At 67.5% G+C, this 23,104-nt stretch carries 15 protein-coding genes; 13 read left to right on the top strand and 2 right to left on the bottom strand.

Translation table 11 applies throughout. The features are described from left to right. Positions 1 to 166 precede the first annotated feature (166 nt). The 12 genes from PSQ40_RS19990 to PSQ40_RS20045 all read left to right on the top strand — a co-directional run bounded on the left by PSQ40_RS19990 (position 167) and on the right by PSQ40_RS20045 (position 19,846). Positions 167 to 1,141: a fatty acid desaturase family protein gene (locus tag PSQ40_RS19990; protein ID WP_273953651.1), complete on the top strand. Its 975-nt coding sequence runs from the start codon at positions 167 to 169 to the stop codon at positions 1,139 to 1,141. Between the two features lie 380 nt (positions 1,142 to 1,521). Beyond that, complete coding sequence (locus PSQ40_RS19995; protein ID WP_273953652.1) at positions 1,522 to 3,153, top strand: ShlB/FhaC/HecB family hemolysin secretion/activation protein; 1,632 nt, start codon at positions 1,522 to 1,524, stop codon at positions 3,151 to 3,153. After that, positions 3,143 to 9,973 (top strand): two-partner secretion domain-containing protein, encoded by a 6,831-nt coding sequence (locus tag PSQ40_RS20000; protein WP_273953653.1) that lies wholly within the window; start codon positions 3,143 to 3,145, stop codon positions 9,971 to 9,973. Before PSQ40_RS19995 ends, PSQ40_RS20000 begins: the two co-directional genes overlap by 11 nt. A gap of 51 nt (positions 9,974 to 10,024) precedes the next feature. After that, positions 10,025 to 10,870, top strand: coding sequence for a hypothetical protein (locus PSQ40_RS20005; protein ID WP_273953654.1), 846 nt, complete (start codon positions 10,025 to 10,027; stop codon positions 10,868 to 10,870). Then, positions 10,867 to 12,276: a hypothetical protein gene (locus PSQ40_RS20010; protein WP_273953655.1), complete on the top strand. Its 1,410-nt coding sequence runs from the start codon at positions 10,867 to 10,869 to the stop codon at positions 12,274 to 12,276. Before PSQ40_RS20005 ends, PSQ40_RS20010 begins: the two co-directional genes overlap by 4 nt. Before the next feature lie 13 nt (positions 12,277 to 12,289). After that, positions 12,290 to 13,741 (top strand): CHASE2 domain-containing protein, encoded by a 1,452-nt coding sequence (locus PSQ40_RS20015; RefSeq protein ID WP_273953657.1) that lies wholly within the window; start codon positions 12,290 to 12,292, stop codon positions 13,739 to 13,741. An 84-nt stretch (positions 13,742 to 13,825) separates the two neighbouring features. Beyond that, on the top strand, positions 13,826 to 14,893 hold the full coding sequence (locus PSQ40_RS20020) for an alkane 1-monooxygenase (RefSeq protein ID WP_273953658.1): 1,068 nt from the start codon (positions 13,826 to 13,828) through the stop codon (positions 14,891 to 14,893). After that, the gene (locus tag PSQ40_RS20025) at positions 14,890 to 15,945 is read left to right on the top strand and encodes an SDR family oxidoreductase (protein ID WP_273953659.1); all 1,056 of its coding nucleotides are present in this window, start codon (positions 14,890 to 14,892) and stop codon (positions 15,943 to 15,945) included. Before PSQ40_RS20020 ends, PSQ40_RS20025 begins: the two co-directional genes overlap by 4 nt. A 251-nt stretch (positions 15,946 to 16,196) precedes the next feature. Then, positions 16,197 to 17,342 carry a PilT/PilU family type 4a pilus ATPase gene (locus PSQ40_RS20030; RefSeq protein WP_273953660.1) on the top strand — a complete coding sequence of 382 codons (1,146 nt, stop codon included), beginning with the start codon at positions 16,197 to 16,199 and terminating at the stop codon, positions 17,340 to 17,342. Between the two features lie 185 nt (positions 17,343 to 17,527). Beyond that, positions 17,528 to 18,214, top strand: a complete 687-nt coding sequence (locus tag PSQ40_RS20035) for an IPTL-CTERM sorting domain-containing protein (RefSeq protein ID WP_273953661.1) — start codon at positions 17,528 to 17,530, stop codon at positions 18,212 to 18,214. A gap of 391 nt (positions 18,215 to 18,605) precedes the next feature. Further along, positions 18,606 to 19,316, top strand: coding sequence for a phosphatidate cytidylyltransferase (locus PSQ40_RS20040; protein ID WP_273953740.1), 711 nt, complete (start codon positions 18,606 to 18,608; stop codon positions 19,314 to 19,316). 11 nt (positions 19,317 to 19,327) lie between these two features. Further along, complete coding sequence (locus tag PSQ40_RS20045; RefSeq protein ID WP_273953663.1) at positions 19,328 to 19,846, top strand: CDP-alcohol phosphatidyltransferase family protein; 519 nt, start codon at positions 19,328 to 19,330, stop codon at positions 19,844 to 19,846. 354 nt (positions 19,847 to 20,200) lie between these two features. On the opposite strand, the gene PSQ40_RS20050 is transcribed toward PSQ40_RS20045, so the two are convergent. After that, entirely contained in the window at positions 20,201 to 21,259 is a 1,059-nt protein-coding gene (locus tag PSQ40_RS20050; RefSeq protein ID WP_273953664.1) for a quinone-dependent dihydroorotate dehydrogenase, read from the bottom strand. A gap of 63 nt (positions 21,260 to 21,322) precedes the next feature. Between PSQ40_RS20050 and rpiA the strand changes: the two genes are divergently transcribed. After that, positions 21,323 to 22,009 carry a ribose-5-phosphate isomerase RpiA gene (gene rpiA, locus PSQ40_RS20055; protein WP_273926254.1) on the top strand — a complete coding sequence of 229 codons (687 nt, stop codon included), beginning with the start codon at positions 21,323 to 21,325 and terminating at the stop codon, positions 22,007 to 22,009. 83 nt (positions 22,010 to 22,092) lie between these two features. On the opposite strand, the gene PSQ40_RS20060 is transcribed toward rpiA, so the two are convergent. Further along, a complete protein-coding gene (locus tag PSQ40_RS20060) occupies positions 22,093 to 23,073 on the bottom strand; it encodes a Bug family tripartite tricarboxylate transporter substrate binding protein (RefSeq protein WP_273953665.1) in 981 nt (326 codons plus the stop codon). Between the last annotated feature and the right edge of the window lie 31 nt (positions 23,074 to 23,104).

Below are 23,104 nucleotides of genomic sequence, written 5' to 3' on the forward strand. Positions count from 1 at the left end.
TGGGCCTGCAGGGCGCATGGGCGGGCGGTCTGTGCGGTGTTTGGGGGGCTCAGGCCCCTGGACAGCTGCTCAAACCCTGCGGCAGTACGCGCATCGGGTATCCTCGCGGGCCCGGTTTCCGGCCCGCCTGTCGAGCGACAGCCCCCTCTCAACGTTTTTCCCCCTGATGCAACTGCCCTCCAGAAAAGACCTCAAGCCCTATGCGCAGGAGGATGTGCGTCGCTCGCTGACCGAACTGACCGTGACTTTGACCTGGACCCTGGGCACCGCCGTGCTCGCCGCGGTGTGGCAAGGCCCCCTGGCGTACCTCATGACGCTGCTGGCCGGGCTGGGCACCACGCGGGTGTTTGTGCTGTTCCATGACCATGTGCATGGCGCCTTCTTGCGCAAGGCCCGCTGGGCCCGGCGCCTGTTTTGGGGCTTGGGGGTGGTGATGCTGACGCCGGTCAGCGTCTGGCGCCAAAGCCACACCTACCACCACCGCCGCACGGGCCTGCACCGCAGCGCGCAGATTGGGTCCTTCCCGGTCTGGACGGTGCCGCGCTGGCGTCGCAGCACGGTGCTGCAAAAAGCGGCTTACCGCTGGATTCGCCACCCGTTGAACGCCTTGCTGGGCTTGTTCACGGTGTTTGGCATTGGCATGGTGCTGGCACCGCTGCTGCGCCAGCCGCGCACCCACTGGGACGCGGCGGTGTCGCTGGGTTTGCACGCGGGTCTGCTGGGCTGGGCGCTGTCGCTGGACGCGCTGGGCCCGTGGTGCCGAGGCCTGCTGCTGCCGCTGGCGATCGCGGCCTTCATTGGGTCGGTGCTGTTTTTTGTGCAGCACAACTTCCCCACCGTCACCTACCAAAAGCAGCGCGAAGGCCGCGGCACCCCGGCGCCAGTGACGTGCTCCTCGCAACTGGACTGCCCCACCTGGCTGCATGTGCTGCTGGGCAACATCGGCTACCACGCCATCCACCACCACCACGAAGCGATCCCGTTTTACCGCCTGCCCGCGGTGTGGCGGGACTTCCGGGAGTTTCAGCAGACGCCCCGCCTGGTGCCCACACCCCGGGCCCTGATGGGGTGCTACGCGCTGGCGCTGTGGGACGAGGACCAACAGCGCATGCTGACCTGGAAAGAACTGCGCCGCGCCTGAGGCCTGCCTGACCGGAGGCTGGCGTCACCTGAATGCGCTGGCCTGGCCGTTGCCGCCACCGTGCCCAGGGCACCGCACGCAGGGGCCGCACCTTGACGCGCTTTGATGCGCTTTGATGCACAGGGCGCCCCAGGCACATGGGCGGTGCGCCCCGTCCCCTCTGGGCGAGGCCGGGGGCGCGGTGGGATGGGTCAGAAACCTAGGGTAAACCCTTTGTTTTTTGTCTCATAGGTACAAGACTTGTTACAAATAACCGGGAAAATGCCCCGCTTGAACACATTTGATTACAAAAAATCATTGGTTTGAGCATCAGACGCCAACAGGCGTCCAGCTGGCGGCCCAGCAAGAGGCCGGCGCAGTATGTGGGGCAGGGAGTCGGTTTGAGAACGAGACAACAACGATGGAGCGGCCGTCTGGCCGGGGCCGGGGTGGCCTTGTGCGTGGGCGTCGCGGGCGGCGCGGGGGCCGAGGCCCTGACGGTGGACGTCACGGGTTTTGAGGTCAAGGGGCAGACCCTGTTGCCCGAGGCCGCCGTGGCCGAGCATTTGCGCCCGTTTCAGGGCCCGCAGACGCTGGACGGCCTGCGCGCCGCAGCCCAGGCGCTGGAGTCACGCTACCGCGAAGCGGGTTACGGGTCGGTGCTGGTGCAGCTGCCCGAACAGGTGCTGCAGCCCAGCGGCCCGGTGCGCCTGCAGGTGGTCGAGGGGCGCCTGACCGAGGTGTTTGTCCACGGCAACCGCTACCACGCCACCGACAACATCGTCGCCAGCCTGCCCAGCCTGCGCAAGGGCGAGACCCCCAACCTGATCGCGGTGGACGCCAACACCGTGATGGTCAACGACAGCCCGGCCAAGTCGCTGCGGGTGGTGTTTCAACCTGGCCAGAAACAAGGCCAGGTGGACGCATTGGTGCGGGTGGAGGACCAGCCCCCGCTGCGCTGGACGCTGAGCCTGGACAACACCGGCCGTGCCGCCACGGGCGCCTACCGCACCGCCTTGGCCTACCAGAACGCCAACACGCTGGGTGGTGACGAGGTGCTGGGCCTGCGGCTGGAGACATCGCCCACGCGCATCCGCGACAACCTCACCGTGGGCACCAGCCTGCGCGTGCCCTTGTACGGGCAGTTGTCGGCGCTGGAGTTCAGCGCCAACTACTCGGACGTCAAAAGCGCCACCAGCCGCACCCCGGCGGGCGACCTGTCGTTTGCCGGTCGCGGTCAGGCGGTCAGCGTCAAGTACCAGCAGTACCTGAGCCGCGTTGGCGAGGGCAAGCAGCAGATCAGCGTCGGCTGGGACTGGCGGCAGTTTCTGAACGACTGCTCGCTGGGCGTGTTTGGCGCGGCGGGCTGTGGCTCGGCCGCGGCCAGCGTGGGCGTGCGCCCGCTGTCGCTGCTGTACAACCTGCAAAGCCTGGGCCGCTACAGCGCGCATGTGCAGTGGTCGGCCAATGGCTTGCCCGGTGGTCGCCATGGGGCCCAAGCCGACTTCAATGCCGTGCGGCCGGGCGCCAAGGCGCGCTACCAGGTGCTGCGCGCCGGGCTGAGCACGGTGTCGGCCCTGGGCGAAGAGGGCACGCTGTACTGGCGCAACGCGCTGCAAGTCACGCCCCACGGGCTGGTGCCGGGCGAGCAGTTTGGCTTGGGCGGGGCGGGCTCGGTGCGCGCTTACCTTGAGCGCGAGCTGGTCGGTGACCAGGGCTTCAGCACCTCGGTCGAATGGGCCACGCCGCTCAAGGCCGTCAACCAAAGCCCCTGGTGGACCCAGGCCTGGCCCACCGCCCCCACGCTCAACGCGGCGGCCTTTGCCGATGCCGGGGTGCTGAGCAACCGCCTGGGCACGCGCTGCCAGGCCGACCGCAGCACCTGCCAGCTGGTCGGCGTGGGGCTGGGCTTCAGCCTGGTGCAGCAGGGCCGCTGGCAAGGCCGGCTGGACCTGGGCCATGCCCTGCGCAACGCCGCTTCGACCCAACGCGGTCACAACCGACTTCACTTCTCGTTCAGCTATGTCCTTTGATCGTCTGCACAGCCGGCATCGGCTCAAGCATGTGGCTGCGGCCGTGGTGGTGTTTTTGGCGTCCTTGCGCCCGGGCGCGTCGGCGCTGGCCGGGGGCTTGCCGCCGGGCATGCCGGCCCTGCCCAGCGGACCGCGCGTGGTGTCGGGTTCGGCCAGCAGCCAGCAGAACGGGCAACAGATGACGGTGACCAGCAGCCCCAACGCGGTGCTGGACTGGCAGCAGTTTTCGATCGGCTCCGGTTACAGCGTGTACTTTCAGCAGAACGGTGCCAACAGCCAGGTGCTGAACCGCGTCACGGGTCAGGACCCCAGCCTGATCCTGGGCCACCTGGGCAGCAACGGCCGGGTCTGGTTGATCAACCCCAATGGCGTCCTGTTTGGGCAAAACGCCCGCATCGATGTGGGCGGCCTGGTGGCGTCGACCCTGGGCGTCAGCACCGCTGATTTCCTGAGCGGCCACAGCCGCTTGCGCGCGCAGGGCGCGGGGGGCGCCGGGGTGGTGAACCAGGGCGTGATCAACACGCCCTACGGCGGCCAGATCATCTTGGCGGGTCAGCAGGTCAGCAACCAGGGCCAGCTCAACGCCCCGGGTGGGCAAGTGGCCCTGCTGGCGGGCAGCGCGGTGGACCTGCGTGACACGGGGCTGCCGTACCTGGGGTTTCAGGTGCCGGCACCCGATGGCCTGGTGAGCAACAGCGGCGAGGTGCGCGGGCGCCAGATAGACGTCTACGGCGGTGTGGTCAACCAGCAAGGCCTGGTGCAGGCCGACACGCTGGAGCGCGACGCCCAAGGCCGCATCGTGCTCAGCGCCACGGGCGCCTTGAGGGTCTCGGGCACGGTGGCGGCGCGCAGCGACAGCGGTCGCGGCGGCGCGGTGCAGTTGCAGGGCCAGACCATCGAGCTGGCCGCGGGGGCGCGCGTTGATGCCTCGGGCCACACCGGGGGCGGCCAAGTGGTGCTGGGCAGCACGGACGGCCGGGGCGCGTTGCCCACCCAGGTGGCCGTGCAGGCCGGGGCCCAGGTGCGGGCCGACGCGCTGGACCAAGGCGACGGCGGCCAGGTCTGGGTGTGGTCGGCCAAAGACACGGCTGTGCACGGCCAGATCAGCGTGCGTGGCGGTGCCCAAGGCGGGCAGGGTGGCTTTGTGGAGACGTCGACCCATGGGCAACTGACCGTCACGCAGGCCCCGGACGCCAGTGCCGCGCGTGGCAAGGCGGGCCAGTGGCTGCTGGACCCCGAGAACGTGACCATTGCCAGCACGGCAGGCGCTGGCGTGGTGACCACGGCCACCATCGAGACCGCGCTGAACCAGGGCACCGACATCACCGTCAGCACCGGCGCCACCGGCACCGATGCGGGCAACATCACGGTGGTGGACGCCATCAACAAGACGGCCGGTGGCAACGCCACCCTGACGCTGCAGGCGGCCAACCGCATCGACATCAACAACAGCATCGGCTCGTCCGCGGGCACCCTGGGGCTGACCTTGCAGTCCAACCAGGCCGGCGGCACGGGCCGCAGCACCCTGAACAGCAGCCTCAATCTCAACGGCGGCACGCTGTCGATCGAGGGCGGCGACCTCCAACTGGGCTCGGGCGCCACCGTGGCGCGCGCCACCATCGCTCGCACCGGCACCGCCCAGTTGGTGCTGCCCAGCGGCACGGCCACGCTGAGCGCGGTGGACCTGGCCAATGACCTGCCCGTGGTGGTGGGGGGGCCGGGTTCGCCAGCGCAACTCAATGTGCTGGGTGATCTGGCCACCGGCACGGGCAGCAGCATCACGCTCGAGCCAGGTTCGAGCTTGGAGTTTGCCAGCCCCACCGAGCAAACCCTCAGCGGCCACGGCACGCTTCGCCTGGCGGGCGCGGGGGCAAGCGTGGGGGCCAACTTCGGCTTTCGAACCACTTCGGGCCTCCGCATTGAGATGAGTGGCGACAACGCCAACATCAGCGGCCTGACCGACAACAACGCCCGCATCGTCTCCAGTGGCCAGGGCAACACCATCACGGGGTCGGGCAGCAACCAGGCCTGGCGCAACTACAACCAGATCGAGAGCCAGAACGACCTGGCCTTGAACGGCAGCCTGCTCAACTCGGAATCGGGCTACCTGTTCGCCAGCGCGGGCACGCTGACCCTGGGGGGCGCCTGGCGCAACGGCAGCCTGGGCCGCATGGGCACGTCGGGCGGCACCATCCGGTTCACCTCCCCCTTCACCACCGCCAACCTGGGGCAGGTGTACAGCGGCAACTACGAGATCGGCCCCGGTGGCGTGTGGGACAACAGCGGCCAGAGCTACGACCTGTCCAACGGCATGGGGCGGGTGGTGTTCAAGGGCGGCACCCTGCGTGGCGGCACCGTGAGCCAGGGCACCCTGGCGGTGGAGCCAGGGCAGTCGGCCCTGTGGGACGGCCTTGAACTCGGCCCAGGCCTGACCGCCGAGGTGGGGGGCGAGGTCAACAGCCCGGCCACCCTGCAGGTGACTGGCGGTCTGAGCCTGAGCGCCGGCGCCAGTGTCACCGTGTTCCAGGCGTCGCGCTTGCGGGTGCAGGGCAGCGGCGAGCAGTGGCTGACCGGCGATGGGCAGATCAACCTGTCGGCCCGCGGCGCCACGCTGGAGGCCGACACCGGCGCGACCGTGGCCTTGGGGGCCAACATCACGGTCAATGTGACGGGACAAAATGCCCGCATCCTGGAGTTGGGGCGCAACCAGGGCACCATCCGGTGGCAAGCTTCGGGCGGGCAGTTGAGTGGCGCGGCGTGGGTCAACGAAGGCACTTTGGCGGTGGATTCGGGCGACTTGGCCCTGAGCGGTGGGCTGACCAACAACGGCAGCCTGCAAGTCAATGGCGGTGGGGACTTGACCCTGGGCGGCAACTGGACCAACCCCCTGGGCACGCTGGCCGCCAATGGCGGTACCTTCACCTTCACCTCGGCTTTCAACACCGCCAGCCTGGGGCTGGTCAGTCACTCGGGGGGGCAGTTTCAGATTGGCGATGGCGGCGTCTGGAACCACGGCGGCAGCCCTTACGATCTGGCTGGTGCCAACGCGCTGGGCAGCGTCAAGTTGTTGGACGGCGCGCGGGTCAAGGGCGGTACCTTCACCAGCAGCAGCCCCACGGTGGGTTTTCAGGTCCCCGACGGCCTGGCCGCGTTGGAGGGCGTGACCCTGGGCACGGGCCTGCGTGTGGCCCTGGGCAGCAATGCCACGCTGGGGGTGCGCGGCGACCTGGTGTTGCAGGACGGCGCGGTGTTGCAGGGCGGCACGGTGGAATCTGCCCCCCGGTTCGACAGCGATGATGCGTCGTCGCGGCGCTTGGTGGTGCGCCAGGGCGTGCTCAAGGACGTGACCCTCAGTGGTCGCAACACGCCGTCGCGCCTGTCCGTCACGATGGGCGCTGGCGACACGCTGGACATCCAGGGCCAGGTGCAATTGACGAACCGCTTGCAGATCTCGGGCGGCCGCCTGACCGCCAGCACCGGCAGCGGGGCCGTGCAGGTGCAGGACGCCGTGCTGAACAACCTGCAACTGGGCACAGGCCTGAGCCTCAGCAACCCGGGCTCGATGGGCCTGAGCGGACAGATTGATGTGGCGTCGGGGGCGACGCTCAACAGCACGGGCAGTTTGCTCGTCATGGGCGTGGTCAACAACGCGGGCAGCGTGACGCTGGGGGCGGGGGGCTCGTCGTCCAATGCGATCAGCGATGGCGCCCAGTGGGTGAACCAGTCGGGCGCCACCTTGCACCTCAACGAAGCCAGCCTGCGATTTGACAACGGGGCGGTGCTGAACAACGAAGCCGGCGCCACGCTGCAGTGGACCAACAGCACCGGGCAGCAGATTTGGGGCCAGAGCACGCTCAACAACGCGGGTTTGATGCGGGTGACGGGCGATGGCGTGGCCTCGGGTGGGGCGATGTCGCTGGCGCAGTTCAACTCATCGGGCCGCCTGGTCGTTGATGCCAACAGCAGCCTGTCGCTGGGGCAGAGCAGCCAACTGGCGGGGGACATCGAGCTGGGGCCCAATGCGGTCTTGCAGCTGGGCGCAGGCAACCACCTCTGGCAGGCGCCCCACCTCACCGCCACCGGGGCCGGTACGGGGCTGGTGCGGGTGGACCTGGGCGGGGTGTTGGACCTCACAGGGCAAAGCACCACGCTCCCCAACCTGGAACTGCTCAATGGCCGAGTGCAGGGCAGCGGTGCCACCCTCACCGTGGGGCGGCAGCTGACCTTGGGCGACTCGGTGACGGTCAACGACGCCACCCTGGTCAACCAGGGCACGGCCACCCAGCGCGCCAACGGTGCTTTGAACCTTGAGAGTGGCGCCTCGCTGGTCAACGCCACCGGCGCCCGCTTGCAGGCAGAGCCCGGCGGCACGCTGACATTCAACGTGGCCAGCGGCAGCACGGTGGTCAACCAGGCGGGGGCCACCCTGGAAGGGCAGTCCCTGCAGGTCACCGACAGCGATGGCGCAGCGGGCACCTTCACCAACGCAGGCACCTTGATCGTGGGCGACGGCAGTGGCGCGGGCAATTCGCAGATCCGCACGCCGTTCTTGAGCACGGGCAGGCTGCAGGTGAATGGTTCGCAGCTGTCGCTGTCCGGTGGCAGCAACACCGTGTCGGGTCAACTGGCCATCGATGCAGGCGGCCAACTGGACCTGCTCAGTGACACCACCTTCAGCAGCCTGGCGCTGAGCAGCAGCGGGGGCGGTCAGCTGATTCTTTCAGGCACCACACTGACCGCACAGGACGGCCTGACCATTCCTGCCGGGCTGACCCTGACGGGCGGCGGCACCATCGACGTGGGCAGCAACACCTTGCAAAACAACGGGGTGTTTGAGCTGGGGGACAGCCAGAACTTCAGCGTGCAAGGCCGCTTCAGTCAGGGCGCGGGCGGTGAGCTGCGCAGCACCCTGGGCGGCGCCAACCAGGCAGGTTCCCTGCAGGTGAGCGGCGAGGTCAGCCTCGACGGCACGCTCACGGTGGACAGCTCGGCCTACCAACCCGCAGGCGCTGAAACCTACACCGTGCTGAGCTACGGCTCGCGCACCGGCAGCTTTGCCAGCGTGCAGACCGCCGGTCTCAGCCACGCGAGCTCGGCCTACGGGGCCACCGCCTACACCCTGAGCGCAGGCGCTGCACCGGCACCGGCACCCGCACCCGCACCCGCACCAGCACCAGCACCAGCACCAGCACCAGCACCAGCACCAGCACCAGCTCCTGCACCTGCACCTGCACCTGCACCTGCACCTGCACCGGCGCCTGCACCTGCGCCTGCGCCGGCACCTGCTCCTGCTCCTGCTCCTGCTCCTGCTCCTGCTCCTGCTCCTGCTCCTGCTCCTGCTCCTGCACCTGCACCTGCACCTGCACCTGCACCTGCACCTGCACCTGCACCTGCACCTGCACCTGCGCCTGCACCTGCACCTGCTCCGGCACCTGCACCGGCACCGGCACCTGCACCTGCACCTGCGCCTGCACCAGCACCAGCACCAGCACCAGCACCAGCACCAGCACCAGCACCAGCACCAGCACCAGCACCCGCCGCCCAAGTCGACGACTCGCAGCGCGTCAACGCCGACTTTCTGGCCATGAACCAGGGCGCTTCGGCCCTGGTGGGCGAGCGCTTGTTTGCGCTGACGGGCACCTCGGACCCGGTGACCGATGGGTCCTCGCCCCGGGTGGCCGAGGCGCTGTTTGCCACGGGCATGTCCCTGGCGACGGCGTCCGGGGCCTTGCCGGAAGGCGCACCGGCGGGGCTCAGTGCGCAGGTCAGTCAGCTGGTGCCGCCGGCGCGCTACCTGCTGACCGATGGCGAGAGCACTTACTTCCGCAACCTGCCGCTGGCCCAGCTCGACATGCCCACTGTGTCGGCCCTGCTGGACGCGCGCAAGGCCTACAAGCGCCAGGTGTTTGCCGAGGCCCGGGCCCGCCTGGAGCAGCAACCCGACCTGCCCGACGTCAAGCCTTGCGTGGACCTTCAGCCTTCGGACGACGGCAAGTGCCTGCAGGTGCAGACCACCCCGCCCAAGGCCCTGACCTCGGCCGTGGCGGGCGCGAGCGACCAGGCGGTCATCCCGGCGATCCGGCAGAAGCGGGCCGTGGTGGTAGGCTTGAACCAGTACCGGGACAAGCGCATTCCGCAACTGTTCAGCGCGGTACCTGATGCCCGTGCCATGCGCGACACGCTGAGCAGCCAACTGGGCTACGAGGTGAGCCTGCTGGAGAACCCCGGCAAGGCCGAGCTGGTGGCCCAGCTGAACCAGCTGGCCGCCGCCATGGGCGAAGAAGACAGCCTGGTCATCTACTTCGCCGGCCATGGCGAGCTGGTCGAGAAAACCGGCTTGGGCTACTGGATCCCGTCCGATGCCAGTGCCACCGACCCCACGGGCTGGATCTCCAACGCCGATGTGTCGCGCTGGCTGGGCGGGGTGCGGTCGCGCCAGGTGGTGTTGATCTCGGACAGCTGCTATTCGGGCACCTTTGCCAGCGGTGAGTCCTTCCAGTCGGGCGGCAGCGCCTCGACCGCCTTGCCCAGCGATGAACTGCTGCGCAAGCGCACGGTGACGGTGATGTCCTCAGGCTCGGACGAGCCGGTGGCCGACACCGGCAACAACGGCCACTCGGTCTTCGCGTGGAGCCTGCTGCAACAGCTGCAACAACTGGAGCGCTGGTCGGCGGGCCAGTCGGTGTTTGCCCAGGTGCAGGTGAACGTGGAGCGCGAGCTGCCGCAGACCCCGCAGTACGCCGCCTCGCTGGTGGCCGGGCATGAGCTGGGGGGCGACTTTTTGTTTGAGCGCCGCAGCAAAGGGCCCGCCAAGCGCTGAGCGCCTGGCAGCGATCTGGCGGCTGAATTTGAACTCGATGGAGCAATGAAGATGGCATTTGAATCGACCTTCAAAACCCCCACGGCGGGGCGCTTGGGCTGGCCGGTGCTGGCGCTGACGCTGGCGTTGGCCGCTGGGGCCGGGGCCGCGCAGGCGACCACCTGCATGGTGATGGGCGAGCGCAGCGCGGTGGTGCGCACCCCCGAGGGGGACAAGTCGCCGGTGTTCCTGTCCCAGGCCTGCGAAAGCCTGCGCCTGGTGTCGGGCAAGGCGCTGGTCAGCTGGGTGGGCCGCGATGGCAAGCCGCAGATGGTGCCGGTGGGGGTCAATGGGGTCGAGCGACTGCCCGCCCCGGGCGCCGAAGAGCGCCCGGCCAGCAGCGTCTGGGCTGAGCTGACCTCCAAGCGCGACGCGCAGCGCTCGGCTTACATGCGGGCTCTGGGCGACGACAAGGCCACGCGCCTGTACCTGCCCGAGGCGGGCCTGAGCCTGCGCGCGCGGGCTGGGTCCACGGTCAAGTTGGCGCGCCTGCAAGAGGGCAGTGAACCTGTGTGGCAAGAGCGCCCGGTGCCCGACAGCGGCACGGTGCTGCTGGAGCGGGCCTGGTTCCAGCCCGGTGCGGTGTACCAACTGGACTGGGAGGCCCCCGCCGACAGCGCGGCCACCCCCGACGCCGGTGCCGAGCGCTGGCGCGTGCGCCCGGTGTCCGAGCCGGAGCAGCGCGCGCTGGACGAGCGCTTTCAGCAGGTGGCGCAGGCCATGCCCGAGGCCAGCCAGCAGTTGCTGCTGCAGGCCATGGTGTACGAACAACTGAAGCTGCCGTTGAACCTGCGCCTGACCCTGGCCGCACCGGCCGCGCGGGAAGCCGTGCACCCCGCGGGCCCGGTGCGCCCGTGAGGTTGGCGGTGTCGTGGGGCGCGCGGGGTCTGGCCTGGGCACGCCGTGCCCTGGGCGCCTGGGGCGGGGCGGTGGTCATCAGCGGGGTGCGCGGCAGTGTCTGGGCCGCCGTGCTGCTGCTGGGCCTGGGCCAGACCAGCGCCTGGCAGTACTTTGTCAGCACCTTGCACGCGCACGAGTTTCGCCAGGCCGCGCAAGGCAGCACGCCCGAGCGGGTGGCGCGCATGCCGTTGGTGATTGCCGTCGACGAGGACGGTTACCGCGACTTCTTCCAAAGCCGCTCGCCACTGCCACGCGACCGCGTGCTGGCCCTGATGCAGGCGGTGCAGGCGCACACGCCGCCGCAGACCCGCATCGCCGTCAACCTGCCGGTGGCGCCCGGGGCGCTGCCTGACCCCGAGCAGGCGGCGCTGGACGCGTTCTGGTTGCAGCAGCCCCAGCGCTGGGTGCTGCCCGCCTGGCCCGCCGAGCCGTCGGTGCAGCCCGGCCTGACCCAGGCCTGGCGCGAAGGCCTGTGCGCCCAGGGTGTGCGTTTTGGTCGCCCCGGCGTGCCGATTGACTTTGGCTACCCCAGCCTGAGTCACCAGTTCGCCGACAGCCAGGCCGCCCTGCTGGCGCACGACGCACCGCACTGCGCCGACCCGGCGGTGCCGGCGCGTTGGCAAGTGCAGCCCTTGCTGCCCGCCTCGCTGGAGGCCAACACCGTGATCCCGTTCCAGGGCGACCTGGACCTGCTGGGCCAGATGCTGGACACCCTGGCGCCCGAGGCGGTGCTGATCGGCCGCATGTGGGGGCCGCAGGGCCTGGTGGGCACGCCGATGGGGGAGCGCTATGAGGTGCAGGTGCAAGCCGCTGCGCTGGCGGGCGCCTGGAGTGGTGAACGCATGGCGCCGCCAGGCTTGGCCTGGCTGGCCGCCTGGGGCCTGCTGTCCGTGCTGTGGCTGGGCATGTCCGTGCTGGTGCCCTGGCTGGACCGCTGCCTGCGGCCGCCATCACCCGACATGAGCGGCCACCTGTTTCTGTCGGTGCGCGCCAAGCCCTTGTTGATCGTGCTGTGCGTGGCGACCTGCGTGTGGGCTTGGGTGGCCCTGGGCTCGGCCTGGCATGCAGCCACCGGCTACTGGGTCAGTGCCGACCGGGCTTGCAGCCTGGTGCTGTTGAGCACCCTGCTCAGCTGGAACCTGGGGCGTGCCCCCGTGCCCCGGTACCCCAGCCCGGGCGCCGCCTGGCGCCACGGCGTCTGGCAGCCGGTGGTGACGGCCTGGCGCAGCCTGCGGGCGGCGCCGGCGGGCCCTTGGCGTCAGCGGGAACAGGCCTGGGCGGCTTTGGCCTTGTTGGGGCAGGGCGGACTGCCGCTGGCGGCGGTGGCGGTGCTGCTGGGGGCCGGTGTGTCCGGTCGCTGGTGAAGGAGGCTTGCCGATGAATGCCTTGTTCAAAGTGGTGGCCGACTGGTTTTCGACCTTTCTCGGGGCCGGCGTGGCCACCTTGCTGCGCAACAACGTGCTCCTGGCCGCGGTGGTGTTTTTGTTCTCCAACTCAGGGGGCTGGAAGTACTTTGCCAGCACCATCGCCGCCTACGACTTCCGCTGGGCTGCGCACTGGAGCGACACCGGCGACGAGCCCGAACAGCCCTTGGTGATCGCCATCGACGACCAGGGTTACCGCGACTACTTTGGGGGCCATTCGCCAGTGTCCCGGGCCCAGATGCGGGCCCTGTTGCGCGTGATCCAGGCCCACACCCCCGCCAGCACCCGGGTGGCGATCGACATTGACCTGTCGCCCGGCCCGGTGGACGGCGTGGCGCAACGGGCCCTCGACGCCTTCTGGCTGGACCAGCCCGGCAAATGGGTGCTGCCCGCGGTGCAAGGGGGGTCGCCCGCACAGGCGCAGGCCTGGCGCCAGTGGCGTGAGGGCTTGTGCCAGCAGGGCGTGCAGTTCGGTCTGCCCTATGTGCCCACCGAGTTCGGTGCCCCACGGCTGACGCACCAGTACGAGCACTCGCTCGGCGATGCCCTGGTGCGCCCCGGGGGCCCCTGTGTCGACCCCGACGCGGGGGCCCCCACTCAGCGGCCGATGCCGCTGCTGGCGGCGGCCTTGCAGCGGCCGGCGGTGCTGTTGTTCCAGGGGGATTTGCACGCGCTGGCCCAGGCCTTGGACGGGCGTCGGCCCCGGGCCATCGTGCTGGGCGGCTTCTGGGGATTGGAAGACCGCTTCGACACCCCCCTGGGGGAGCGCTTTGGGGTGCAGTTGCACGCCGCGGCAGTGGCCGGGGCCTGGCGTGGCGAACGGCTGGGGTCACGCCTGAGCGAGTTGTTGGTGCACTGGACGTTTTTGTCGCTGATGTCGATGCTGTTGTTCACCTTGATGCAGCGCCTCAACGCCTGGACCCAGGGCGCCCCGGCGGGTCAGCCCGGCCTGGTGTTTTTTGACCAGGTGGGCAAGCCGGTGCTGCTGAGCCTGACTGTGTTGGCGTGCCTGTTCGGCTGGGTCACCGTGAATGCGTGGTTCCATGCCTGGACGGGCTGGTGGGTGTCGTCGGTGCAGGCCTGCACCTCGGTCCCGCTGATCACCGTCATTGTCTGGAACTACGGTCGCGCCGCCCCCCAACTCTACAAAGGGGTACGCAGCGCCTGGACCATGGGTGTGAGCGAGCCCATGCGCAAAGACCTGCACAGCCTGCGCAGCGCCTGGGCCCGCCTGCAGGCCCCGGCCGCTGCGCCGCCGGGGGCGGCAGCCGACCCGGCAGCGTCCCAGCCGCTGCCGCGCTGGCGCCTGTGGTTTGAGCTGGGGGCCTCCAGCCTCAGTCTGCTGATGCAAAACGGCGTGCCAGTGTTGACCACGGGCTACTTGATTTACAAAATGTGCCAGTGAATGGGGGAGGGGCACTCAGGTCGCACTGTCGCACGGCTGTCAGACGCCTTCTCATACCATCGCGTCGGCTTCGGACCTTGGACCATGAGTGCATTTCTGTTTTTGATCAGCTTGAGTTACCCCATCTCGACCGTGGTGGGGGCGCAGTGGGCCGCCGATTGGGGCGCCGGGGCGTACTTCGTCACACCGCTGATTCTGTTTGGTCTGTTCCCCTTGCTGGACCTGATCATCGGCCGGCGTCCGGGGCCGTCGCCCCGGGTTCTGGCGGAGCGGACGGCGGTGGCCTGGCCCATGGCCGTCGCGTACGGTTTGGCACTGGCGCACTTCGTCCTCATTGGCTGGGGCCTGTGGCAGGTGAGCAGGGCGCCCATGGACCTGTGGTCTTACCTGGGCTTGAGTCTGTCGGTGGGACTGGGCACGGGGGCCATGGGCATCACCACGGCCCATGAGTTGCTGCACAAGAAGGGGCGTTGGCCCCGCGCCGTGGGCCTGGCCATGATGCTGGGTGTCTCGTACATGTTCTTCTACACCGAACACCTGAAGGGCCATCACAAACACGTGGGGACCCCGGCCGATCCCACTTCGGCGCCGCTGGGGGAGAACTTCTACCGCTTTCTGTGGCGCTCGACGCTGGGGATTGCGCGCTTCATTGTGCAGACCGAGCAGAAGACCCTGGCCCAGCGTGGGCTGCGCTTTTGGCGCTGGGACAACCCGACCGTGTGGTACGGCCTGTTGCCACTGATGCTGATGGCGACCCTGGTGGCCGTGTTGGGTTGGGTGGTGCTGCCGTATTTTTGCCTGCAGAGTTTGGTGGCGTACACCCTGCTGGAGGTCGTCAGTTACATCGAGCACTACGGGCTGGGGCGCCGGCCTCTGCCCGATGGGCGCTATGAAAAGGTGCGCGACGAGCACACCTGGGACGCCGACTTTGCGTGGTCCAACTGGGCCACCATCAACCTGCAGCACCACGCGCACCACCATGCCCAGCCCAGCCTGGTGTACGCCAGCTTGCAGGCGCGTGAGGGCAGTCCGCAGCTGCCCTTCGGTTACCCGACCATGGCCCTGGTCGCGCTGGTGCCGCCCTTGTGGCACCGCGTCATGGATCCACGCTGTCGCGCCGCGGTGGCCCGCATGTCCGAGCCCGTGGCATGAGCCGCACCGCACTGGTGTTGACGGGGGCCACGGGGTTTCTGGGGGGAAGCCTGGGGGCGCAGTGGTTGCAGACTGGCCCCGATGCGCTGTTGTGTCTGTCGCGCAATGACCCCAACGGCGACCGCAGTCGCGCCAGCCTGCAGGCCGCTGCCCAGGGCTTTGGTGCGGCCCTGCCCGACGCCGCGTGGGCGCGCGTTCAGGTACTGGACTCGGTGCCGGCCTTGCTCGCCCACCTGGCTGGCTTTGACCGTTTTGTGGTCTGGCACTGTGCGGCTGACATGCGCTACGACATGGCGCACCTGAGCGCCTGCTTTGAGACCAATGTGGGCTTCAGCACCCGGCTGTTCGAGGCGCTGGCGCCACGGCCTGGTTTTGAGCGCTTCTACCATGTCTCCACCGCCTACACCGCCGGTTTTGACAACCTCACGCCGGCCGAGGTGCTGCACTGCCGACCCCGGTTGATCAATGCTTATCAGTTCTCCAAATGGTCGGCCGAGATGAGCCTCAGCACCCTGGCCAAAGCCACGGGCCGTGCGCTGACCCTGGTGCGCCCCAGCATCGTGGTGGGGCATGAGACCACCGGCTGGCACGGGCAGAGCAACTTTGGACTGCACGGGTTTCTGCGCGGGATTCGGCGCTTTGCCCGACTGGCGTCAACGCCCTTGAGCCTGGACATCGACCCGGGGGCGTGTTCCAACTACATCCCCATCAACCGCGTGGTCGACACCGGCCTGGCCCTGCTGCGCGCCGACCTGTCCCAGCCCGCCCCCCTGGGGGCCGACCCCGAGATCTACCACCTGGTGGGGCAGTTGTGCTTCTCGAATGCCGAACTGGCCCAGAAGATCTCGGCGTTGCTGAGCTTTCCGGTGCGGATTGCCGCTAGCCAGACGCGGCTGGACCGCAAGTTCAACGAGCTGATCCTCGACAACCAGGCCTTCGCCAGCCACACCTGGCGTTTTGAGCAGTCGGCGCTGCCCCGGCGCCTGGCCGGTGCTTTTGCCCCCTTCGAGATGAACGACCAGACGCTGGGCGTGCTGCTGGCGCACAGCTGAACCCGCTGCGCCGCCGCGCTGTTCGGCCTGGCACGGCCCTTGTATGGCTCGTGACGGGCGCGATTTGAACCGCCGCCAAAGCCCCAGATCGGTGCTCAAAAGCTGCAATATTCAACGTTCCGGTGCGGTCTTTACCTCGGCTTCAAACGGGGACAGGGCCGAAAGCTGTTGAAATACGGGCCGCTCTGCCGGGCCCGTCGCCAAAGACGGGTGACCGATCGCGGGCGACCGTTTCGAACCAGGGGGAATCCATGACACAAAGCGCCGCCCAAGACGCGTCCTTGCAATACATCCACACGCTGCTGCGCACCATGGTCAAGGCCGGTGGCACGGACCTGTTTTTGTCGGCCAACTTTCCGCCCGCCATCAAGTTGCATGGCGAGATGCACCCCCTCAACAACCAGCGCCTGCACGGTGAGCACACGCGCCAACTGGCCGAGGCGCTGATGGACCCGCGCCACAAGCAGGAGTTCGAGCAGGAGATGGAGTGCAACTTTGCCTTCAGCGTGCCGGAGGTGTCGCGCTTCCGCGTCAATGTGTTCCGCCAGCAAGGCCAGGTGGGCCTGGTGGTGCGCACCATCCCGAATGTGATTCCCGACCTGGACAGCTTTGGTTTGCCGGCGGCCTTCAAGAACATCGTGATGGCCAAGCGGGGCCTGGTGTTGGTGGTGGGGGCTGCGGGCTCGGGCAAGTCGACTTCGCTGGCGGCCATGATCAACCACCGCAACCGCCACGCCAAGGGCCACATCGTGACGGTCGAAGACCCGGTGGAGTTTGTGCACCCCTCGCAGGCCTCGCTGGTCACCCACCGCGAGATTGGGGTGGACACCCATTCCTGGCACCACGCCCTGAAGAACGCGCTGCGCCAGGCGCCCGATGTGATTCTGATTGGCGAGATCCGCGACACCGAGACCATGGAGCAGGCGCTGTCCTTTGCCGAGACCGGCCACCTGTGCCTGGCCACGCTGCACGCCACCAGTGCCAACCGCACCTTTGACCGGGTGCTGAACTTCTTCCCCGAAGAGCGACGCCAGCAGGTGCTGATGGACCTGTCGATGAACCTCAACGCCATCGTGTCGCAGCGCCTGCTGCGCGGTGTGCAGGGCGACAGCCGCCAGCCTGCGGTGGAGATCCTGTTGAACACCCCGACGGTGGCCGAGAAGATCTACCGTGCCGAGTTCCATGACATCAAGGCGGTCATGACCAAGTCGCGCGCGCTGGGCATGCAGACCTTTGACGACGCGATTTTTGACCTGTACGAGCAGGGTGCGATTGGCTACGAGGAAGCCCTGCGCCATGCCGACAGCGAAAACGAACTGCGCCTGAACATCAAGCTCAAGAGCCGCCGCCCGCTCCCTGTGCAGACTTCGCCTGCACCCCTGAGCATGGCGGGTTGAGGTGGGGGCTCAAGGTGGCGAACCCAGCTGACTGCGTGCGAGTTGTGGGCCGCCAGGAGTGCCGGATCAAAAGTGTTGCTTGTGTAACTTAATGTGTTAACCTCTCAAAGTTTTGCAACTCAACAGCCCTTAACGTTCTCCACTTCGCGTCCGGCCATGGGCCGGGAGCGCGATGCCGTCGCCTCATGAAAATCAAAGTTTGGTCGCTTGCCGCTTCGGCGCTCCTGTCATTGTTCTCCTTGGCCAGCCAGGCTGCGATCGTGGGACCTGTCAACGTCTTGAGCCAAGTGAACGACGGCACGCGGCCTGCGGTTTGCGTTGGGGGGGGGTTGAATGCCAACGCGGGTGGCGTCGCTGAAATGGCGCTGGACTTGGACCAGGATGGTGTGGCGGACGTGTGCTTCGGTTCCGGGTCGGCCAGTTGCGGCGCCAACTTCAATTACGACGCGCTCACTTTGAACACCACCAAGATGATGAGCACGGGTGGCTCGATCATGAACGGGACCAACGCCACCCTGGCGTTTTGGAATGGTCAGGCCGTGGGCCCGTTCCAAGGCGCGACTGGTTCCATCGGATCGGCCAACATCGGGCAGCCTGATGTGCCGATGGTTTTCGGCTTTCAGGGCGGTTCCAACAGCGCCGCGACGGACGTTGGCTACTTCAGTTTCACGGTCAAGGGTTCGGATTGCTCGATCAATTTTGGCAAGGTCGACATCGCGCCCAACGCCAACACCTTCTCCAATGCGGTGGTGGCCGTGGTGGCCGCTGCCGCGGTGGCGGCTGTCCCGCTGACTTCTCCGATTGGTTTGTTGGTCATGGCCTCGTTGTTGGGGCTGTTCGGCCTGGCGCAGGTGCGCCGTCGTGGGGCCTGATTAGCCTTGCGGCGCGACATCTGTTGACCGCGGGGTGACCTGAGACTGCCTCACAACAGCCGCTGCAAAGCGGCTGTTGTCATTGAGGAGTGCTTTGTTGCGATTCGGTCTCTGGCCGGGCAACAGCGACCGTCCCAGACCGCTCTGATGGGGCCATGGAGCCTGGCTTGGCCTAGGCTGTGCGGACCGACGGTGGGCGCGCTTGGCTTGCTGGCAGCAGGGGTTGACCTCGGGAAGACCTCGACGATGCGCGAGTCATCGCCTTTCACCTGCACTTGGCCTACAGACCAGCGCCTTTGGTAGGCAATTTGCTTGTTGGCGCACCAAGCCATTTTTAGCTCGGCGGCCTTGGTGGGTCGCCCACCCATCCCAAAGAAAGTACCCGGTGACGATGTTCGAGCGACTGATTGGTGTGTTTGCCGTGGGCTACCTGCTGGGGGGCCTGGCCACACTGTGGTACGTGCGAGGCAAGTCCGCGTCATCGGCGCGCAGCATCCTGGGTAAGTTCTACATCTACGTCCTGGTCGGCGCCCTGATGCTGGTGTCGATCTACTTCTACTACCCCTTTCTCGCCCTGGCGTTCTTGATCGTCGCCTTGGGGCTGTATGAGGTGGTCGTCAATCGGAAGCGATCGGTTCGGCACCTGGGCCTGTCGCTGCTGCTGTACACCACGGTGGCGGCCGGCTTCATGGCCTTTGCCTGGCGCATTCGGCCGGAGGAGATCATGCTCACCTACGCTGCCGCGGTGGCCATGGATGGCTTCAGTCAGATCTCGGGGCAGTTGTTCGGCAAGACGCCTTGGGTGCCCAAGATCAGCCCCAGCAAGACCTGGGAGGGCTTTTTGGGGGGCTTGTCACTGAGTCTGCTGCTGTATTGGGGGCTGCAGGGGTTCGAGATGGATCGCTTGGGATTCCTGGCCTTTCTGCTCTTGCTGCTGGCGGCCCAGGCCGGCGATCTGTTGGCCTCTGTTTACAAGCGGCAGGTCGGGGTCAAGGATTTCAGCCGTTTGATTCCGTTCCACGGCGGGGTGCTGGACCGGTTCGACAGCTTCATGATGGCCGGCTGTGTGGCATCGCTGTGGTCGGCTTGGGCCACTGCGTGACCGAGGATGTGATGATCAAGCACTTGCCCAACCTGTTGTCGGCGGCCCGCATGGTGGCCATGCCCTTCATCCTGATGGTCGCATTTCAGGGGGAACGCCCTCTGTTTTTTCTGCTGTTGGCCTTGTCGCAGTTCACTGATTTTCTGGATGGCTATCTGGCCCGTCGGTTGAATGCCCAAAGCCGACTGGGGGCCAAGCTCGACATCCTGGGGGATTCGTGCAACTACGTGCTGGGCATCACAGGCATCTGCCTGTTCTTCCCCACCCTGATCGAGGGCTGGCGCGCGGTGTTCCCGGTGGTGTTTGCCTTATTGCATGCCGCCCGCTACGTCTTGGCCCGGGTGCGGACGGGAGAGTGGGTCTACCCGGTGTCTCATCCCTCGGCCAAGGTCAATTTTTATGTGCAAAGCGTGCTGATCGCCTGCTTGTTGCTCGACCTGCCGGTGATTCACGTCATGTTCTACGCGGCATTTTTGTCTGGCTTGGCGGAGTCTTGGTTCTACCTGTCGGGTTTGCCCAAGAAGCGCTGACACGACCCCGCCAATCGAAGACGGTCGGTTGAGGCGCGGCGCAAAACCGCAGGCAGTACCGCCGGTGCGACCTGGCGAAGCCAGGACGTCGCCGGGGTTGAGTTGACGGTGCTGAATCAGGTCAAGCCGTGAGTTCCACGGAGCGCTTCCCGATCAAGTGCTCCCCGTTCACTCGGCTCAACGAGGCCGTTGTCGCCGGGGCCAAGGTGCCGGGGCCAAGGCTTTTTCAGCGCCGGGCCGCTCCAGGTCCCATCTGATGTGCGTCGTCATCGGCGATTGGGGTCTGTCAGAGGCGCGCCCGCCCGTGACCGTTGGCAGCGCGCGCGTTTGGCACCTCTGCCGTCTGGTGCCCCCTCAGCGCTTGGCCGCGTGCGCCTTCAGCGCCTGGGCGGCTTCGCCCACCAGTTCAGGGCCCCGGTAGATCAGGCCGGTATAGATCTGCACCAGGCTGGCGCCGGCTTCAAGCTTGCTCACCGCGTCGGCGCCGCTCATGACGCCGCCCACACCGATGATGGGGTAGTCCCGGCCCAGCGTGGCGCGCAGGCGGCGGATCACGCGGTTGCTGGCCTCGAGCACCGGTGCGCCGCTCAGGCCACCGGCTTCCTCGGCGTGGGGCTGGCCCTTGACGGCGTCGCGGCTCAGCGTGGTGTTGGTGGCGATCACACCGTCCATGCCGTGGCGCAGCAGGGTGGCGGCAATGACCTCGATCTGGGCTTCGTCCAGATCAGGGGCGATCTTCACGAACAAGGGCACGCGGCGGTTTTGCTGGGCTTGCAATTCGGCACGGCGCGCGGCCAGGGCGGAGAGCAGCTGGTCCAGCGCTTCGTCGCTTTGCAGTGCGCGCAGGTTCTTGGTGTTGGGGCTGGAGATGTTGACCGTCACGTAGTCGGCGTGCGGGTAGACGCCGTCCAGGCAGGTCAGGTAGTCGCTGGTCGCTTGCTCGATGGGGGTGGCGGCGTTCTTGCCGATGTTCAGGCCCAGCAGCAGGGGCTGGCCACCGGCCTGGCGAAAGCGCGCGCGCTTGACGTTGGCGATGAATGCATCGAGCCCGTCGTTGTTGAAGCCCAGGCGGTTGATCAGCGCGTTGGACTGCGGCAGGCGGAACATGCGCGGCTTGGGGTTGCCCGGCTGGCCCTTGGGCGTGACGGTGCCCACTTCGACAAAGCCAAAGCCCAGGGCGCCCAGCGCGTCGATGCAGCGCGCGTTCTTGTCCAGGCCGGCGGCCAGGCCAATGCGGTTGGGGAAGCTCAGGCCCGCGACCTGCACCGGGTCGCTGACGCGGCGGCAGGCCCAGGCGTGCTGCAGCAGGGTGCCTTGGGTGCGGGCCAGGGCGTGCAGGGTGAGTTCATGGGCTTTTTCAGCATCCATGCCGAACAAAAAAGGGCGGGCGAGGGCGTAGGGCAGAAGCGACATTGGATAATTCGGGGCGTTTCGTGATTTCCCCCCGATTTTCCCCCAACTACCCACCCCCTCCCCATGAGCAGCACCTCTTACACCCAGGACGAACTCAAGGCCCTCGTTGGCCAGGCCGCACTTCAGTACGTGGTGCCCGGCGAAATTGTGGGCGTGGGCACGGGCTCGACGGTCAACAAGTTCATCGATGCACTGGCCACGATGCGGGACCAGATCCCGGGCGCGGTGTCCAGCTCGGAGGCATCCACCGTGCGCCTGAAGGCGTTGGGCATCCCGGTGTTGGATGCGAACGAGGTCAGCAGCCTGTCGGTCTACATCGACGGCGCCGACGAGATTGATGGCCAGGGCCACATGGTCAAGGGGGGCGGTGCCGCGCTGACGCGCGAAAAGATCGTGGCCGCCTTGTCCAAGCGTTTTGTCTGCATCGCCGATGAGTCCAAGAAGGTGGCCGTGCTGGGCAAGTTCCCGCTGCCGGTCGAGGTCATCCCGATGGCCGCGCAGCAAATCATCCGCCAGTTTGCCGCCCTGGGTGGCCAAGGCAGCATCCGCCAAAAAGACGGCCAGCCCCTGGTGACCGACAACGGCCAGTACATCGTCGACGTGCTGGGCCTGCAGATCACCGACCCGCTGGCCTTTGAGTCCCAAGTCAACCAGTGGCCGGGCGTGGTCACGGTGGGCGTGTTCGCGCACCAGAAGGCTGCCGTGTGCCTGCTGGGCACACCGCGCGGGGTGGAGACCCTGACTTACTGAGTTACTGAGGGCTGCGGCGCCGGGCCAGGACGCCGGTCACCTGAGCCGCCACGCCAAGGCGCGGCCATCCCCGGCGCAGCCCTTCAGTCCAGCGTCGCCCCCGAGGTCTTGACGCGCTCGCCTTGCACCTTGAGGTCGCGCGCGAGGAAGGCCTTGTACTCGGCTGGGCTGGAGCCCACCGCCACGTAGGAGTAGGCGTCGACCTGGGCCTTGCGGAAGTCGGGGGCCAGCAGCACGCGGCGCAGGTCGGCGGCGATTTTCTCAACCACCGCGGCGGGGGTGCCCGCCGGGGCCACCAGGCCAATGTTGAAGACCGCGTCGATGTCTTTGACGCCAGCCTCCTTGAAGGTGGGCACTTCGGGCAGCGCCACGCTGCGGGCTTCGGACGAAATGGCCAGCGCCTTGAGCTTGCCGGCCTTGACGTGCTGCTCGATCACCGACACGCCCAGCACCGCCGAGTCGACCTGGCCCGAAATCACCTCGGGGATCAGCGGCGCTGCGCCCTTGTAGGGGATGTGCACCATGTCCAGCCCTTCTTGCTTGGCGAACATGGCCAGTGGCAAGTGCACGATGCCGCCCGCGCCCGAGGAGCCATAGCTCATGGGTTTGTCCTTGGCGCTTTTGGCCTGTTGGATGAACTCCTTGAGCGTGTTGGCTTTGGCGTTGGCCGGCACAAAAAACACCATGGGTACGCTGATCAGGCGGCTCACGGGCGTGAAGTCCTTTTCAGCGTTGTAAGGCAGCTTTTTGTAGAGGTGCGGGTTCATGGTCAGCGCGGCTTCCGTGGCGGCCAGCAGGGTGTAGCCGTCGGGGGCGCTTTTGGCGACGAACTCGGCGCCAATGATCTCGTTGGCCCCGGCCTTGTTGAGCACCAGCACGGGCTGCCCCCATTCCTTGTCGAGGCGGGTGGCCAGGGCGCGCATCAGGTTGTCCACCGGGCCTCCCGGCGCGTAGGGCACGACCACGGTGACGGGCTTGCTCGGGAAGGTCTGGGCTTGCAGCGGCGCCGCCAGCAGCAGGGCGAGGGCCGAGGCGACCCAGGTCAGGGGTTTGAGTGAAGTCATGGTTGTGAGCGCCCCACGGGGCGCTGAATCA

Origin of the sequence: Curvibacter cyanobacteriorum (assembly GCF_028649475.1) — a bacterium.
Lineage (GTDB): Bacteria > Pseudomonadota > Gammaproteobacteria > Burkholderiales > Burkholderiaceae_C > Curvibacter > Curvibacter cyanobacteriorum.